Below are 16187 nucleotides of genomic sequence, written 5' to 3'. Positions count from 1 at the left end.
GCCGGCTAGGACCCCGGCGGCTCCAGCGATGCCACCATCACGCCGCGCCGGCGCCAGGCCCAGAGCCAGGCGACGATGCCCGTGACCGCGCCGATGCCCATGGCGAGCTGCAGGCCGATCGCGTCCGACAGGGTGCCGATGGCAAGCGCGCCCGCCGCCGGCCCGCCGCGAAAGATGATGCCGTAGAGGCTGAGGACGCGGCCGCGCATGCGCTGGTCGACCGCCGTCTGCACCAGCGTCTGGGTGGTGACGCCGCTCGCCACCAGGCCCATGCCCGACACGGCCAGGCAGGCCAGGCCCAGTTCGAACCGACCGCTGGCGACGAAGGCCAGCGTCGAGATCGAGATCAGCAGCGTGCTCCACATCGTGATCATGGTCAGCCCGCGCATGCCCTCGCGCCTTGCGAGCCAGATGCCGGCCACGATGGCGCCGCCGCCGATGACAGAGGTCATCAGGGCCAGGCCGTCGGCGCCGCGCTCGAACACGTCGGCGGCAAAGCCCGGCAGCAGCTCGACGAACGGGCGCACCGTGATCGAGTTGATGCTGAGCAACAGCAGCAGCGGCCCCACCCCGGGATGGCGCGCGGTGTAGCGGATGCCGTCGGCCACATCGCCCAGGATAGAGCGGCGATGCTCGACCTTCTCGGGCTTCTCGGCCTTGGGCAGGCGGATGCGCGTCAGGGCCAGCAGGAAGGCCAGGAAGGTGACCGCGTTGGCGCCGAACACCGCCCCCGTCCCGCCCGAGACGATGAGGGCGCCGGCCAGCGCCGGGCCGACGAAGCGGGCGAGGTTGAAGACGATGGAATTGATGGCGACCGCCGTCGACAGGTCCTGCCGCGGCACCAGGCTGGAGATGATGGCTAGGCGCGAGGGCTGGTTGAAGCCGATCACCACCCCGTTGATCAGCACCAGGATGAACAGCAGCGTCATGTTGATGACGTCCGTCGCCGTCAGCACGAAGAGCGTCGCCGCCTGGAGCATCGCCAGGATCTGCGAGGTCAGGATGATGCGCAGGCGGTCGAAGCGGTCGGCGATCGCCCCGCCCAGCGGGCCGAAGAAGACGGACGGGAAAAGGTCCGCGAAGGCGACGAGGCCGAGCCAGGTGCCGGACTGCGTCAGCTCCCAGGTGAGCCAGCCGACGCCGATGCGCTGCATCCAGGTGCCGACGAGCGATACCGAGTTGCCCGCGACATAGACGGCGTAGTTCGGGTTCCGCAGGGCACGGAAGATGAGGCCGATGCTGCTGATGGCGAAGCGTCCTGGCAGGCGGCCCCGAGGAACGGGCGGCGGGTGCATGCCGCGCGTCCGGGCCGATTCCGGCCGGGCCGTTGGCGAACAGTACGGCGATCCGCGGCCGGGGAAAAGCACCCTCGCGCTCGGCCGCGCGGTCGATTACGGTCGGGGATATTCGTGCCGTGACAGAACAGACCGACCTCCTTCCCATCCTTCGCCGCCTCGGCCTCGTGGCCGACGGAGCGGCGGCGCGCCTGACCCCGCTGACGGGCGGCGTTTCCTCCGACATCTGGAAGGTGGAGACGGCCGACCGGGTGTTCTGCGTCAAGCGGGCGCTGGCCAAGCTGAAGGTGGCGCAGGACTGGCGGGCGCCGGTCGGCCGCAACGCCTTCGAGGCGGAGTGGATCGAGACCGCGCGCGCCATCGTGCCCGGTGCCGCCCCGCGCATCCTGGCCCACGACGCCGAAGCCGGCCTGTTCGCCATGGAGTTCTTCGACCCCGCCCGCTGGCGCCTGTGGAAGACCGAGCTGCGCGACGGCCGGGTCGACCCGGCCGATGCCGCCCGGGTCGGCACGACGCTGGCCCGCATTCACGCAGCCACGGCCGGCGACGCGGACATCGCCCGGCGCTTTGCCACCGACGCCGTCTTCCACGCCATCCGGCTGGAGCCCTACCTGCTGGCGACGGCGCGCGCGCACCCCGACCTGGCACCGATCCTGGAAGGGTTGGCGCAGCGCACGGCCGACACCCGGCTGGCGCTCGTCCATGGCGACGTCAGCCCGAAGAACATCCTGCTCGGGCCGGACGGGCCGGTGTTCCTGGACGCCGAATGCGCCTGGTACGGCGACCCGGTGTTCGACATCGCCTTCTGCCTCAACCACCTGCTGCTGAAATGCCTGTGGAACCCGGGCGCGCGCGCCGGCTTCCTGGCGTCTTTCGACCGGCTGGCCGCGAGCTGGCTGGCGGGCGTCACCTGGGAGGCACCGGCCGCGGCCGAGGCCCGGGCGGCCACCCTGCTGCCGGGCCTGTTCCTCGCCCGTGTCGACGGCAAGTCGCCCGTCGAATACCTGACCCTCGAGGCCGATCGCGACCGCGTGCGTCGCGTCGCCCGGCGCCTGCTGCAATCCCCGGTCGCGCGCCTGGACGCCGTCCGGAGCCAATGGGAAGCGGAACTGCACCATGCCTGACACCAGCATCCGCCGCGTCCATGCCCGCCGGGTGTGGGATTCGCGCGGCCGTCCAACCGTCGAGGTGGAGATCACCACCGGCAACGGCGCGATGGGCCGCGCCATCGCGCCGGCCGGCGCCTCCATGGGGTCGGGCGAGGCGGTCGATCGCCGCGACGGCGGCAGCGCCTTCGGCGGGCTCGACGTGCAGGACGCGCTGCGGGCCATCCGCACCGAGATCGCGCCCGCCGTCGCCGGCATGGACGCGGCCGACCAGGCAGGGGTCGACGGTCGCCTGATCCAGCTCGACGGCACGCCCAACAAGAGCCGGCTGGGCGGCAACGCCACCATCGCGGTGTCCATGGCGGCGGCCCACGCGACGGCGGCTGCCCACGACATGCCGCTGTGGCGCTGGCTGGCCGGCAGCGCCGCCGACGGCCCGGTCGTCATGCCCCTGCCCGAGATCCAGATCTTCGGCGGCGGCGCCCATGCCGATGCCCGCGTCGACCTGCAGGATTTCATGGTGGTCTGCCCCGGCGCCGCCAGCTTCGCCCAGGCGCTCGATTGGACGGCCGAGGTCTATCGCGCAGCCGGCGCCCTGATGGCCGCCGACGGCCGGCGCCAGGGCGTGGCCGACGAGGGCGGCTGGTGGCCGGTCTTCGCCGACAACGAGGAAGCGATCGCGACGCTGGCCCGCGCCATCGAGAAGGCAGGCTTCCAGCCGGGCGAGGAGGTGGCGATCGCGCTCGACGTCGCCGCCAGCCAGTTCGGCCGCGACGGCGCCTATCGCCTGCGCCTGGACGAGCGCGACTATGGCCGCGACGAATGGGCCGAGCGGGTCGCCGGCTGGGTCGATCGCCACCCGATCGTGTCGGTCGAGGACCCGATGGGCGAGGACGACCCGGCCGGCATGGCCGCCGTGACGGCTGCCATCGGCGACCGCGCACTGGTGGTGGGCGACGATTTCCTGGTCACCAGCGCCCAGCGCATCCAGACGGCTGCCGCCGACCGCGCCTGCAACGCCGCCCTGATCAAGCCCAACCAGGCCGGCACCCTGACCGAGACCAAAGCCGCCTTCGACGCCGCCCGGGCGGCCGGCATGCGCACCATCGTGTCGGCCCGGTCGGGCGAGACCGAGGACGTGACCGTCGTCCACCTGGCTGTCGGCTGGCAGGCCGACCAGCTCAAGGTCGGCTCCTTCGCGCGCTCCGAGCGCATGGCCAAGTGGAACGAGGCCCTGCGCATCGAGGAAGCCCTGGGCGAGCGCGCCCGCTTCCGCGCCGCGCGGATCTTCCCCAGGACCGGCTGACGGACATGGCCGCCAACCTGCTGCACGACCTCGACCTGATCCTGGCCGCGCTCGCGGCGCGCGGCCGGCTGGTGCGCGTGCGCTCCGAGGTCGACCCGGTGCACGAGCTGGCCGGCATCGCCGCCCGCTTCGAGGGCGGGCCGCGCGCCGTCCTGTTCGAGCGGGTGAAGGGCCATCGCTGGCCGGTGGTGACCGGGCTCTACTGGTCGCGCGACCTGCTGGCCGACCTTCTGGGCCAGCCCGAGCGGGGCCTGCCGCAGCATGTCTCCAACTGCATCCGCGCCTGGCAGCAGCGGCCGGTGGACCCCGTGGTCGTGGCGACCGGGCCGGTGCTGGAGGTCACGGAGCCCGCCGTCGACCTGGCCGCCCTGCCCATTCCGACCCACGCCGAGAAGGATGGCGGCGCCTATTTCGATGCCGCCGTGGTCATCGCCCGCGACCCCGACACCGGCGTGCGCAACGCGTCCATCCAGCGGTTCATGGTGACGGGGCCCGACACCATGACCATCAACATCGATTCCGGCCGCCACCTGGAACTCTATCTCGAGAAGGCGCGGGCGCGCGGGGAATCCTTGTTCTTCACCCTCAATTGCGGCGTCGGACCCGGCCTGCACTTCGCGGCGGCCACACCCGCCGAGGCCGCCCCCGCAGACACCGACGAGCTGGGCATCGCCAGCGCGTTCCATGGCGCGCCGCTGGAGCTGGTGGCCGGCACCGTCTCGCCGGTCGAGATGGTGGCCCACGCGATGATCGCGCTGGAATGCGAGATGATCCCGGGCGAGGTGGCCGACGAGGGGCCGTTCGCCGAGGTGACGGGCTATTATGCGAGGCGGGCGCCGCGGCCGGTCGTGCATGTCCGCCGCATCCACCGCCGCCACCGGCCGGTGTTCCAGACCATCCTGTCGGGCAAGGAGGTGTGGAATTCGGTCGGGCTGCTGGGCGAGGCCAACGTGCTCTCGCTGCTGCAGCGCCAGGTGCCGGGCGTGACGGACGTCTATTTCACCCATGGCGGCTGCGGCTTCTATCACGCGGTGGTGGCCTTGCGGCAGAAGCGAGCCGGATGGGGCAAGCAGGCGATCATGGCGGCTTTTGCCGCCTTTCCGCCGCTGAAGATGGTGACGGTGGTCGACGACGACGTCGACATCCGCAGCGCCAGCGACGTGGAATGGGCGATGGCGACGCGGATGGATCCGGCCAGCGGCATCCTGGTGATCGACCGGGTGTTCGGCCACGGCCTCAATCCCGGCTTCCCGGACTATATCGGCAGCAAGGTGGGATTCGACGCCTGCCGGCCGTTTCCCTTCCGCTACGAGCATGACCGGGCCTTCTTCGCCGCGGCCGACCCCGCCCTGCACGACATCGCCGTGCCGGAGATCGCACCGTGACCGCCGCGGTCGAGGATGGCTGGCTTGGCTATCGCGTGCCGGAGTTCGCCCGGCGCAAGCCCGACGCCCCGGCGATCATCACCCCGGACGAGACGGTGCCGTGGGGCGAGTTCGCCCGCCGCGTGCTGGGGGCGGCCGCCGATTTCCACGCCCAGGGGGTCCGGCCGGGGACGGTCGCCGCCATCCTGCTGCGCGAGCGGCCGCAGGACCTGGTGGCGCTGTTCGCGTTGCAGCGGCTGGGAGCGCCCACGCTCTGCCTCGACCCGGCAGAGCCGGCGGCATTCAGCGCCGCGATCGCAGCCCGGGCCGAGGCCCGCTTCCTCGTCGCCGACCGGGACGACCCGCTGCCCGCCGGCATGACCATCATCGACATGGGCGCGATCCGGCCCCAGGACGCCCCCATCCTGCCGCCGCCGCCCGGCCTCGACATGGTCAGCTTCATCAGCCGCTCGTCCGGCACCACGGGCGGCATTCCCAAGCTGTCGACGGCGACCTTCCGCCTGGCGCTGGAGCGCGGCCGGGGCATGCTGGAACGCTTTCCGCGCGGCGAGAACGACCGCTACCTGAAGCTGACGAAGATATCTTTCGCCTTCGGCCGCAACGCCGCCACCCGCGCGCTGGAGAATGGCGGCGCCATCATCATCCCCCCGCCCCTGCGCCGGGCGACCGACCTGACCGACATCGTGCGCCGCCTCGGCGCCACCTGGACGGTGCTGACGCCGGTGCACCTGCGCGACCTGGCCCGGTCGGGCGCGCCGGCGCCGATCCTGCCCGGCGTGCGCATCCTGTGCAGCACGGCCGCCCTGTCGCACGCCGAGCGGCAGGAGATCCGCGAGCGCGTGTCCGCCGGGCTGCATATCGGCTACGGCACCAACGAGGTGGGCGGCCTGACACTGGCAGTGCCGGCCGACCTGGACGAGCGGCCGGCCTCGGTCGGGCGGGCATTGCCCGGCGTCGATGTCGAAGTGGTCGGCCCGGACGGACAGGCAGCGCCGCCCGAACTGGTCGGCGAGTTGCGCTTTCGCCGACCCGAATTTCCCCGCGAGTATGTCGACCCCAGCCCCGGCGCCTCTAGCCGCTTCGCGGGTGGCTGGTACTATCCGGGCGACGTGGGCTGGCTCGACGCCGATGGCTACATCTACCTGAAGGGCCGCATCGACGACGTGATCAATGTCGGCGGCCGGAAGCTCTATCCGGCCGATATCGAAGCGCGGCTGGCCTTGCACCCGGCCGTGGCCGACTCGGCGGTGGTCGGGCTGCCCGTCGCGCGCCGGGGCATGGTGGCGGTCGCCGTCGTGCTGCTGAAGCAGCCTTGCACCCCGGCCGAGTTGCACGCGCACTGCGAGGCCGGATTGGGGCCAAGCCGCAGCCCGCAGGAGGTGCTCATCGCCGAGACGCTGCCGCGTACGGCACTCGGCAAGGTGGATCGCTGGGCCCTGGCCGGGGTGGCGCGGATGCGCCTCAAGGACAAAGGCTACGGCTGACCGCAGAGGTGCAGGGTGGCCTCGCCCAGGCAGGCGGCACGGTCGGGCGCATAGTCGCCGGCGGCCCACCATGCCTCCACCGCGGCCAGGACCTGTCCCACCCGCTCCCCGCGCGGGGCACCCATGGCGACCAGATCGCGCCCCTTCAAGGGAAAGACCGGCCGTTCGGTGACGGCGACGGCAGCCAGGATGTCGCGCACCCGGCCGTCTTCGTCCAGCCCGGCGGCCGCCGCGAGCAAGGCCCGGTCGCGCAGCCGTTCCTCGCCCACTGCGTAGAGGCGGTCGCGCAGCGGCCGGCCGGGCGCCGGCAGGTCGGTCGCCTGCGGATCGGTCACCAGCAGGTCGGGCCCCGCCCATGGGCCGGCCAGCATCCCCAGGCGCTGCGTCTCGTGGCGCGACAGGCGCAGGCGGCGGGCGGCATCCTCGGCCGCGGGCACCCCGCCTTCGACGAGGCAGGCCAGGCGGCGCAGCCAGTCGGCCGCCGGCTCCAGCAGGACCAGCCGCGCCAGGCGGTGGAAGGCCGACGCCATCGGCAGGATCGGCGGCAGGATGCCGTCCTCGGCCATCATGGCCATGACCGGCCGCGGGTCGGGAACCGCCAGTATACGTTCGATCTCGCCCCGCACCCGCTCGCCCGACAGGGTCGGCAGCCGGCCGGCATTGCGCCGGCAGGCGGCACGCGAAGCCTCGTCCACCCCGTGGATGCCAAGCCGCGCCAGCATGCGGTAGTAGCGCAGCAGGCGCAGGACATCCTCGCCGATGCGCTGGTCCGGATCGCCCACGAAGCGCACCCGGCGCAGGACGAGGTCGTCCGCGCCGCCGGTCGGGTCGTAGAAAGTGCCGTCGCCATCGGCGAAGAAGGCGTTGATGGTGAAGTCGCGCCGGCGGGCATCCTCGGCCCAGTCGTCGGTATAGGCGACGACGGCGCGGCGGCCGTCCGTCTCCACGTCGCGGCGGAGCGTGGTGATCTCGAAATGCCGGCCGCCCACCACCGCCGTCACGGTGCCGTGCGCCAGCCCGGTCGGGATGACGCGGATGCCGGCGGCGGCCAGCAGCGCCATGGCACGGCCGGGCTCGAGGTCGGTCGCGAGGTCGATGTCGGAGATGGGTCGGCCCAGCAGCGCGTCGCGCACCATGCCGCCCACGAAGCGCGCCCGGCCACCACCCGCGGCGAGGACGGCCAGTACCTGCCGGGTCGCCGGCTCGGCCATCCAGGGCTGCGGCAGCAGGCAGCCGCGCGCGTCCATGGCGCCTCAGCGCACCCCGCCGGGGACGACGGCGCCGTCGCGGAGTGCCGGCGGGCGATGGTCGGCCCAGGGATCGGTGCCGCTGCTGATGCCGAAATAGAGCAGGCTGATCGCGGTCAGCGCCGCACCCGCCAGCAGCAGCGCCATCCACGGCACGCGCACGGCCAGGCTGTCCCGGCCCGCGTCCAGGTCGCGGGCTTGGCGGCGGGCGAACAGGAGCCACAGGCCATAAAGGATGGCCGGGGCCAGCAGCGGCAGGACGGTGGTCAGGAGGATCCGGATCACGGTGCGCGCAGCACCTCTGCCAGGTTCACCAGCATCCCGGCCGTCGCCCCCCAGATATAGCGGTTCTCGAAGGGCAGGACGTAAAAGTGCCGTTCCTCGCCGCGCCGCACATGCTTCTCGCGGCGGTGGTTGGCGGGGTCGAGGATGAAGGACAGCGGCACCTCGAACACATCGGCCACCTCGAACGGGTCCGGCCGGATGTCGAAGGGCGGGCGCACGAAGCCCACCACCGGCACCACCTCGAAGCCGGTGCCGGTGATGTAGTGGTCGAGCCGGCCGACGAGGTCGACGACACCGCGGTCGAGCCCGACCTCCTCGGCCGCCTCGCGCAGGGCGCAGGCCTCGGGGTCGGTATCGCAGGGATCGACGCGGCCGCCGGGGAAGCTGATCTGGCCGGCATGGTCGTGCAGGTGGGCCGTGCGCTGGGTCAGCAGGATGGTGAAGCCTTCGGCCCGCTCGACCAGCGGCACCAGGACGGCGGCCGGCGTCAGCTTGGTCGGCAGGGGCGTGCCGGGATTGAGGTCATGGTCGCCGCGCGGCGAGGCGAACGCCCAGCCGCGCCGGGCCGGCGGCTCCACGGCGGCGGCCGGCGAAGCGGGGAAGCGGGCCGACACGAACCGCCGGTCGACGGTGGGCAGCGCCATGGTCACGGCTCCGTCCGCCCCAGCATGAAGAACATCCCGCCGCTCCATATCCCCAGCTCCCGTCTGCCGTCGACCATGCGCTCCTCGGCCAGTTCCACGAGATCGTAGAAGACCGGGCGCGCGATCAAGGCCTCCAGCCCGTCCTGCACCAACACATAGGGGCTGGGCTCGCCCGTGTCAGGGTCGATCACGACGCGGATGGGACGATCGGGGCCGGCAGTCACAGTTTGGTCAAGATTCGTCGTGAATGTCAGGGTGCGTGCCTGGCCCTCGCCCGCCGCCGACATGGCAACGGCAACGAAGGGCGCGTCGTCGACCAGGATGCGGCCGCGCTCGACCGGGGTGACCAGCCAGTACCCGCCCTCGGCATCGCGGCGCAGGACCGTGGCGAACAGCTTCACCAGGGGCTTCCGCCCGATCGGCGAGCCCCGATAGTACCAGGTGCCGTCGCGCGCGATCCGCATGTCGAAATCACCGCACGTCTCCGCCGGCCCGCCCAGCATGGCGCCGATATCGGGCTTCACGCCGATTTGTCGCGAGGACATCTCGGCATCCTTATTGCTCGTGCTAGATTCGTGATCGACGTGCCGCGCGTTCATGCTGCTCTCCATGGCGGCCGACGCACACCGCAACCGTTTCGAGGACCACCGTTCCGAGGAGATCGCGCCCCGTGACCGTCACCACAGTCCTCGCCGACCCCAACGCCCCGGCGCTCGTCGCCGAGGTCGATGCCCTCGGACAGCGCCTGTCGACGGTGCGCGAGCGCATCCATCGCATCATTTTCGGGCAGCAGGAGGTGGTGGATCAAGCCCTCATCACCCTGTTGGCCGGCGGCCACTGCCTGCTGATCGGCGTCCCGGGCCTGGCCAAGACCCGCCTGGTCGAGACACTGGGCACCGTGCTGGGCCTGGAAGACAAGCGCGTCCAGTGCACGCCCGACCTGATGCCGGCGGATATCATCGGCTCGGAAGTGCTGGAGGAAGGCGAAGGCGGCCGCCGCAGCTTCCGCTTCATCGAGGGGCCGGTCTTCTGCCAGGTCCTGATGGCCGACGAGATCAACCGTGCCAGCCCGCGCACCCAGTCGGCGCTGTTGCAGGCGATGCAGGAGGGCCGCGTCTCCGTCGCCGGCCGCTACCATCCGCTGCCGCGCCCGTTCCACGTGCTGGCGACCCAGAACCCGCTGGAGCAGGAGGGCACCTATCCCCTGCCCGAGGCCCAGCTCGACCGTTTCCTTTTGCAGATCGACGTCACCTACCCCGACCTGGAGGCCGAGCGGCGGATGCTGGTCGCGACCACCGGGGCCGAGCAGGAGACGGCGACCACCGTCCTCAATCCGGCCGACCTGCTGGCGGCCCAGCGGCTGGTGCGCCGCATCCCGGTCGGCGAGAGCGTGCTGGAGGCGATCCTGACCATGGTGCGGGCCGGCCGGCCCGACAGTTCCGACATCGAGGACGTGCGCCGCCACGTTGCCTGGGGCCCCGGCCCGCGCGCCAGCCAGGCGCTGATGCTGGCCGCCCGCGCGCGGGCCGTGCTCGACGGCCGCCTCAGCCCGTCGATCGACGACGTCGTTGCGCTGGCCCACCCGATCCTGCGCCACCGCATGGCGCTCAGCTTTGCCGCGCGCGCCGACGGGGTCACCATCGGCGGCATCATCGACCGCCTGACGGCGCCGCTGCGGTAGCCGGCCGGAACGGACGAAGGACCGCCCCCCGCGATGACGTCGGCCGCAACCCTCCGCCTGCGCCATCGCGCCGAGCAGGCGGCATCCCGCATGCCGCCCTTGCAGGTGGCGGCCGAGCGCGTGGCGGCCACCGTCGTCCAGGGCGTGCATGGCCGCCGCCGCGTCGGCCAGGGCGACGCCTTCTGGCAGTATCGCGGCTACGAATTCGGCGATGCGGCCACCGCCATCGACTGGCGCCAGTCCGCCCGCGGGCAGCGCCTGTTCGTGCGCCAGAACGAGTGGGAGGCGGCCCAGAGCGTGTGGCTGTGGCGGGATGCCTCCACCTCCATGCGCTGGAGCAGCGCGCCCGGCATCGCCACCAAGCTCGATCGCGCCGAACTGCTGCTGGTGGCCCTGGCCTCGCTGCTGGCGCGGGCGGGCGAGCGCGTCGCCCTGCTGGGCGGCGGGCAGCGCCCGGTCGCCGGCCGCTTTGCCGTCGAACGCATCACCGAGCAGGTGGCGAGCGCCGGCGATGCAGCGGGCAAGGGTGCGCTGGACGGGCTGCCCAACCTGGAGCCGCTGCCTCGCCATGCCCGCACGGTGCTGATGGGGGATTTCCTGGTGCCCCTGCCCGATCTCGATGCCATCGTCCGCCGCCTGGCGGGGGCCGGCCTGCGCGGCCATCTGGTCCAGATCGTCGACCCGGCCGAGGCGACCCTGCCCTTCACCGGCCGCGTCCGCTTCGAGGGCATGGAGGCCGAGGGGCAACTGCTGCTGTCGCGGGTGGAGACGGTGCGCGACGCCTATGTCCAGCGCATGCGCGACCACACCGCCGGGCTGGGCGACATCGCGCGCGCCGCCGGCTGGACCCACATCGTCCACCACACCGACCAGCCGCCGCAGTCGGCCCTGCTGGCCCTTTTCACCGCGCTGACGCAACGGGTGGGACCCTAGGCGATGCTCTCCCTCGGCACCCTCGCCTTTGCCGCGCCCTGGGCGCTGGTCGGGCTCGCCTCGCTGCCGGTCCTGTGGTGGCTGCTCCGGGTGACGCCGCCCGCCCCGCGCCGCATCGCCTTCCCGCCCATCCGCCTGCTGCTCGACCTGCGCCCGAAGGAAGAGACCCCGGCCAAGACGCCGCTGTGGCTGATCCTCTTGCGCATGCTGCTGGCAGCACTCGCCATCCTGGCGCTGGCCCAGCCGCTGCTGAACCCCAGCGCCGGCCTGACCGGCAGCGGCCCGCTCGTGCTGGTCGTCGATGACGGATGGGCTGCCGCCCGCCAATGGCGCGAGCGCCAGGCCGCCATGGTCGACGTCATCGACCGGGCCGAGCGCGCCGGTCGCCGCGTCATCCTGCTGACGACCGCCCCCCTGCCCGGCGGCGAGGCGCCGCGCCCGCCCGAGCCGATGCGCGCGGCCGATGCCCGGCTGCTGGCCCAGACCCTGGCGCCGCGCCCCTGGCCGGCCGACCGCCAGGCCGCGGCCGAGCGCGTGGCCGGGCTGCGGCTGGACGGGTCGGCCAATGCCGTGTGGCTGTCGGACGGGATCGAGGGGCCGGGGGCGGCCCTGCTGGGCGACCGCCTGCAACGGCTGGGCGGCCTCCAGGTCTATGTCGATGAGCCGGGCGGCCTGTCGCGGCTGGTCCTGCCGCCGCGCACCGAGGCGGGCGAGATGATGGTGCCGGTCCGTCGCGCCAGCGAGGCCGGCGAGGACCGGCTGTTCGTGCGCGCGACCGCCGAGGACGGCCGCCTGCTGGCGCGCGAGGGCGTGGCGCTGGCGCCCGGCCGGCGAGCGGCCGAAGCCCGGCTGGAACTGCCGCTGGAGTTGCGCAACCGCGTCCACCGCATCGAGATCGAGGGCGAGAACAGTGCCGGCGGCACCGTCCTGGTCGACGAACGCTGGCGTCGCCGGCCGGTCGGGGTCGCGTTCGCCGGCACCCTGGACGCCAGCCAGCCGCTCCTCAGCGACCTGCACTATCTCCAGCGCGCCTTGCAGCCCTTTGCCGAGGTCCGCATCGGCCCGGTGGCCGAGCTGCTGCGCCGCGAGCTGGCGGTGCTGGCCCTGCCCGACAGCGCCATGCCGACGCCCGAGGACCAGCAGCGCCTGCAACGCTGGATGGAGGATGGCGGCATCGTCCTGCGCTTCGCCGGCCCGAACCTGGCCCAGAACCCCGACGCCATGGTGCCGGTGACGCTGCGCCGCGGCGACCGGCAGTTGGGCGGCGCGCTGTCCTGGTCGCAGCCGGCCCCGCTGGCCGAGTTCGACCCCGCCAGCCCGTTCGCCGGGATGGCCGTGCCCAAGGAGGTGACGGTGTCCCGCCAGGTGCTGGCGGAACCGGCACTCGACCTCAACCAGAAGAGCTGGGCCAAGCTGGCCGACGGCACCCCGATCGTCACCGGCGAGAAGCGCGGCCGCGGCTGGCTGGCGCTGGTCCACACGACGGCGAACACGGAATGGTCGAACCTCGCCATCTCCGGCCTGTTCGTCGAGATGCTGCAACGGGTGGTGTCGATGAGCGAGGGGGTCACCTCGGCCGGCGCCGAAGGCGTCATGCCGCCGCTGGAGCTGCTGGATGGCTTCGGCCGGCCGCGCACGGGCAGCACGACGGCCACGCCCATCCCGGCCGGCACCTTCGCCACCACCGTCGCCGGCCCGCGCCATCCGCCCGGCTTCTACGGCACGCAGCAGGCGCGCCGCGCCCTGAACCTGACCCAGTCGGTGGCCGAGGTGGCACCGCTGGCCGCCTTGCCGGCCGGCGCGCAGATCCTGCGCTACGGCACCGCCGGCGAGGTTCCGCTCCGCCCCTGGCTGCTGGTCGCGGCCTTCCTGCTGGCGCTGGTCGACGTGGTGATCGGCTACTGGCTGCGCGGCCTGCTGCGGGTCGGCCGGCTGCGGCCGGTCGCGGCCGCAGCCCTGGCCCTGGCCTTTCTGGCGCTGCCCGGGCAGTCCGGCGCCCAGCAGGCGGCGGGCGACGACTTCGCGCTGCGCGCCACGACCGAGACGCGGCTGGCATCGGTGCGCACCGGCAACCCGATGGTCGACGCCACCAGCCGGTCGGGCTTGGCCGGCCTCAGCACCATCCTCGGCCGGCGGACCTCGATCGAGGCGGCCGAGCCGATGGAAGTCGACCTGGAGCGTGACGAGCTGGCCTTCTTCCCGCTTCTCTACTGGCCGGTGACGAGCGAGCAGCCGACCCTGTCGACCCAGGCGGTGAACCGCCTCAACACCTACCTGCGCAACGGCGGCACGATCCTGTTCGATACCCAGGACCAGGGGATAGGGGCCGCGTCCGCCGTCACCGGGGGCGGCATGCGCCGGCTGCAGCAACTGGCGCGCGGGCTGCAGATCGGCACGCTGGCGCCGGTCCCGCCCGAGCATGTGCTGACCAAGGCGTTCTACCTGATGCAGGACTTTCCCGGCCGCTATGCCGGCGGCCAGGTCTGGGTCGAGAAGCTGGACGACCGGGTGAACGACGGGGTCGCCTCGGTCATCATCGGCAGCAACGACTGGGCCGGCGCGTGGGCCGCCGACGGCAACGGCCGCGGCAGCAACGCCGTCGTGCCCGGCGGCGAGCGCCAGCGCGAGATGGCCTATCGCTTCGGCGTCAACCTCGTCATGTACGCGCTGACCGGCAACTACAAGGCCGACCAGGTGCATGTGCCGGCGATCCTGGAGCGGCTCGGCCAATGAACCACTGGACGGTTGCCTTCACCCCGCTCGTCCCCTGGTGGGCGATCGCCGCATTGGCCGCGGCGGCGTTGCCGCTGCTGGCTTTCGGCCTGTTCCGGCGGGCCCGCGGCGTCGCCTGGCGCACCGTGGCGCTGGCCGTCATCCTGGGGGCGCTGGCCAACCCCGCCCTGGTGGAAGAGGACCGCGAGCCGCAGCGCGACGTCGCCGTCCTGCTGATCGACGAATCCCCCAGCCAGCAGATCGGCCAGCGCATGGAGCGCGCCGAGGCCGCCCAGCGCGCGATCGTGGAGCGGGCCAAATCCATCCCCGGCCTCGACCTCCGCGTGGTTCGCGCCGGTGCCCCCGGCGACGATGCCGACCCCGCGGCCGACGACGGGACGCGCCTTTTCGGCGCACTGGCCCAGGCCGTGTCCGACGTGCCGCGCCAGCGCCTGGCGGGTGCCGTGCTGGTGACCGACGGCCAGGTGCACGACGTGCCGGACGACCCGTCGCACCCGCTCTTCGGCATGCCGATCCATACGCTGCTGACGGGCGAGCGCGACGAGGGCGACCGCCGGCTGGTGATCGAGCAGACGCCGAGCTTCGGCCTGGTCGGCAAGACCGTGCGGGTCGTGCTGCGCGTCGAGGACCTGCCGCGGGCGACGGCCGGTGCCGCCGCCGGCCAGGCGCGCGTCATCATCCGCCGCGACGGGGCATCGCCCCAGGCCCACATGGTGCCGCTCGGCACCCCGCACGGCATCGACCTGACGCTGGAGCATGGCGGGCCGACCGTGTTCGAGATCGTGACCGACCCCGGCCAGCGCGAGCTGACGCTCGACAACAACCGCGCGTCGTTCGTCGTCAACGGCGTGCGCGACCGGCTGCGCGTGCTGCTGGTGTCGGGCGAGCCGCACCCGGGCGAGCGCACCTGGCGCAACATCCTGAAATCCGACCCCTCGGTCGACCTGGTGCATTTCACCATCCTGCGCCCGCCCGAGAAGCAGGACGGCACCCCGGTGCGCGAGCTGTCGCTGATCGCCTTCCCGATCCGCGAGCTGTTCGACCTGAAGGTGAACGAGTTCGACCTCATCATCTTCGACCGCTATCGCCGACGCGGCATCCTGCCCCAGCTCTACCTCGAGAACGTCGCCAACTTCGTGCGCCGCGGCGGCGGGTTGCTGGAGGCGGGCGGGCCGATCAACAACTCCGCCCTCAGCCTGACGCGCACGCCGCTGGGCCAGGTGCTGCCGGGCGAGCCGACCGGCATCCTGCACGAGCTGGGCTACCGCCCGCGGGTGACGCCGATGGGCGAGCGGCATCCCGTCACCGCCGACCTGCCCGGCAACGAGGGCGGCGAGCCGCGCTGGGGCCGCTGGTTCCGCCAGTCGGCCATGCAGGCGCGCAGCGGCAACGTGCTGATGAGCGGCGTCGGCGCCGACCCGCTGCTGATCCTCGACCGCGTCGGCGAGGGCCGCGTCGCCCAGGTGACGAGCGACCATATCTGGCTGTGGGCGCGCGGCTTCGAGGGCGGCGGCCCGCAGGCCGAGCTGCTGCGGCGCCTTGCCTACTGGTTGATGAAGGAACCGGACCTGGAGGAGCAGGACCTGCGCGCGCGCATCGAGGGCCGCCGGCTCATCATCGAGCGCCGCAGCCTCGACCCCAAGGACTCGCCCGTCCAGATCTCGCCGCCCAACAGTCCGCCCATCACCGTGCGGCTGGAGGATGTCGGCGGCGGCCGGCAGACGGTCAGCGTGCCGATTCGCGAGAGCGGCCTCTACACCATCACCGACGGCGAGAAGACCGCCCTGGCGGCGGCCGGCGCGCTCAACCCCAAGGAACTGACCGACGTCCGCAGCCTTCCCGACCTGCTGCGCCCGGTGGCGGACGCCACCGGCGGCGGCGTCTTCCACCTCGCCCGCGATGGCATCCCCGAGGCCCGCCGCGTGCGCTCCGGCCGCACGTTTGCCGGCAGCGACTGGTTCGGCCTGCGCGCCAATGCCGACTATGTCGTGACCGGCATCCGCGACGCCGCCCTGCTGCCCGCCATCATCGTCATGGCCCTGGCGCTGGGCGCGCTGATGCTGGCGTGGCGGCGCGAGGGCCGGTAGG

At 72.9% G+C, this 16187-nt stretch carries 13 protein-coding genes; 8 read left to right on the top strand and 5 right to left on the bottom strand.

All coding sequences use genetic code 11. The features are described 5' to 3' along the window. Positions 1 to 5: 5 nt before the first annotated feature. The gene (locus STVA_RS01960) at positions 6 to 1295 is read right to left on the bottom strand and encodes an MFS transporter (protein ID WP_123695552.1); all 1290 of its coding nucleotides are present in this window, start codon (positions 1293 to 1295) and stop codon (positions 6 to 8) included. 119 nt (positions 1296 to 1414) lie between these two features. On the opposite strand from STVA_RS01960, the gene STVA_RS01955 reads away from it, so the two are divergent. The 4 genes from STVA_RS01955 to STVA_RS01940 are packed head-to-tail and all read left to right on the top strand — an operon-like array spanning position 1415 to position 6576. After that, the gene (locus STVA_RS01955; RefSeq protein WP_179955433.1) at positions 1415 to 2419 is read left to right on the top strand and encodes a phosphotransferase; all 1005 of its coding nucleotides are present in this window, start codon (positions 1415 to 1417) and stop codon (positions 2417 to 2419) included. Beyond that, the gene (gene eno / locus STVA_RS01950) at positions 2412 to 3707 is read left to right on the top strand and encodes a phosphopyruvate hydratase (protein WP_123695550.1); all 1296 of its coding nucleotides are present in this window, start codon (positions 2412 to 2414) and stop codon (positions 3705 to 3707) included. Before STVA_RS01955 ends, eno begins: the two co-directional genes overlap by 8 nt. A gap of 5 nt (positions 3708 to 3712) precedes the next feature. Next, positions 3713 to 5092 carry a UbiD family decarboxylase gene (locus tag STVA_RS01945; protein ID WP_123695548.1) on the top strand — a complete coding sequence of 460 codons (1380 nt, stop codon included), beginning with the start codon at positions 3713 to 3715 and terminating at the stop codon, positions 5090 to 5092. After that, positions 5089 to 6576: a class I adenylate-forming enzyme family protein gene (locus STVA_RS01940; protein ID WP_123695546.1), complete on the top strand. Its 1488-nt coding sequence runs from the start codon at positions 5089 to 5091 to the stop codon at positions 6574 to 6576. The genes STVA_RS01945 and STVA_RS01940 overlap by 4 nt, the downstream gene beginning before the upstream one ends. On the opposite strand, the gene STVA_RS01935 is transcribed toward STVA_RS01940, so the two are convergent. From STVA_RS01935 to STVA_RS01920, 4 genes are read right to left on the bottom strand one after another with little or no spacing between them, the layout of a single operon-like run. Continuing rightward, positions 6567 to 7823 (bottom strand): CCA tRNA nucleotidyltransferase, encoded by a 1257-nt coding sequence (locus STVA_RS01935; protein WP_179955432.1) that lies wholly within the window; start codon positions 7821 to 7823, stop codon positions 6567 to 6569. The two genes, STVA_RS01940 and STVA_RS01935, sit on opposite strands and share 10 nt — an antisense overlap. A gap of 6 nt (positions 7824 to 7829) precedes the next feature. Continuing rightward, positions 7830 to 8108, bottom strand: a complete 279-nt coding sequence (locus tag STVA_RS01930) for a DUF6111 family protein (protein ID WP_123695544.1) — start codon at positions 8106 to 8108, stop codon at positions 7830 to 7832. Beyond that, on the bottom strand, positions 8105 to 8752 hold the full coding sequence (locus tag STVA_RS01925; RefSeq protein ID WP_245978603.1) for a CoA pyrophosphatase: 648 nt from the start codon (positions 8750 to 8752) through the stop codon (positions 8105 to 8107). Before STVA_RS01925 ends, STVA_RS01930 begins: the two co-directional genes overlap by 4 nt. A gap of 2 nt (positions 8753 to 8754) precedes the next feature. Further along, on the bottom strand, positions 8755 to 9351 hold the full coding sequence (locus tag STVA_RS01920; protein WP_245978601.1) for a DUF1285 domain-containing protein: 597 nt from the start codon (positions 9349 to 9351) through the stop codon (positions 8755 to 8757). Positions 9352 to 9422: 71 nt separating this feature from the next. On the opposite strand from STVA_RS01920, the gene STVA_RS01915 reads away from it, so the two are divergent. Genes STVA_RS01915 through STVA_RS01900 form a run of 4 tightly spaced genes read left to right on the top strand, consistent with a single transcriptional unit; the run spans position 9423 to position 16186 of the window. Further along, a complete protein-coding gene (locus STVA_RS01915) occupies positions 9423 to 10433 on the top strand; it encodes an AAA family ATPase (protein WP_123695540.1) in 1011 nt (336 codons plus the stop codon). A gap of 33 nt (positions 10434 to 10466) precedes the next feature. Continuing rightward, on the top strand, positions 10467 to 11366 hold the full coding sequence (locus STVA_RS01910) for a DUF58 domain-containing protein (protein ID WP_123695538.1): 900 nt from the start codon (positions 10467 to 10469) through the stop codon (positions 11364 to 11366). A gap of 3 nt (positions 11367 to 11369) precedes the next feature. Next, positions 11370 to 14099, top strand: a complete 2730-nt coding sequence (locus STVA_RS01905) for a DUF4159 domain-containing protein (protein ID WP_123695536.1) — start codon at positions 11370 to 11372, stop codon at positions 14097 to 14099. Beyond that, on the top strand, positions 14096 to 16186 hold the full coding sequence (locus tag STVA_RS01900) for a hypothetical protein (RefSeq protein WP_123695534.1): 2091 nt from the start codon (positions 14096 to 14098) through the stop codon (positions 16184 to 16186). Before STVA_RS01905 ends, STVA_RS01900 begins: the two co-directional genes overlap by 4 nt. The last annotated feature ends 1 nt before the right edge of the window (position 16187 follow it).

Source organism: Stella humosa (assembly GCF_006738645.1).
Classification (GTDB): domain Bacteria; phylum Pseudomonadota; class Alphaproteobacteria; order ATCC43930; family Allostellaceae; genus Allostella; species Allostella humosa.
This window is presented reverse-complemented; position numbering and strand designations above follow the sequence as displayed.

Bases quoted from the DNA above. Each gene is read 5' to 3' on its own strand.
- STVA_RS01935 (WP_179955432.1), bottom strand. From the start codon at position 7,823: ATGGACGCGCGCGGCTGCCTGCTGCCGCAGCCCTGGATGGCCGAGCCG.
- STVA_RS01945 (WP_123695548.1), top strand. From the start codon at position 3,713: ATGGCCGCCAACCTGCTGCACGACCTCGACCTGATCCTGGCCGCGCTC.
- STVA_RS01925 (WP_245978603.1), bottom strand. From the start codon at position 8,752: ATGGCGCTGCCCACCGTCGACCGGCGGTTCGTGTCGGCCCGCTTCCCC.
- STVA_RS01960 (WP_123695552.1), bottom strand. From the start codon at position 1,295: ATGCACCCGCCGCCCGTTCCTCGGGGCCGCCTGCCAGGACGCTTCGCC.
- STVA_RS01920 (WP_245978601.1), bottom strand. From the start codon at position 9,351: ATGAACGCGCGGCACGTCGATCACGAATCTAGCACGAGCAATAAGGAT.
- STVA_RS01905 (WP_123695536.1), top strand. From the start codon at position 11,370: ATGCTCTCCCTCGGCACCCTCGCCTTTGCCGCGCCCTGGGCGCTGGTC.
- STVA_RS01900 (WP_123695534.1), top strand. From the start codon at position 14,096: ATGAACCACTGGACGGTTGCCTTCACCCCGCTCGTCCCCTGGTGGGCG.
- STVA_RS01910 (WP_123695538.1), top strand. From the start codon at position 10,467: ATGACGTCGGCCGCAACCCTCCGCCTGCGCCATCGCGCCGAGCAGGCG.
- eno (WP_123695550.1), top strand. From the start codon at position 2,412: ATGCCTGACACCAGCATCCGCCGCGTCCATGCCCGCCGGGTGTGGGAT.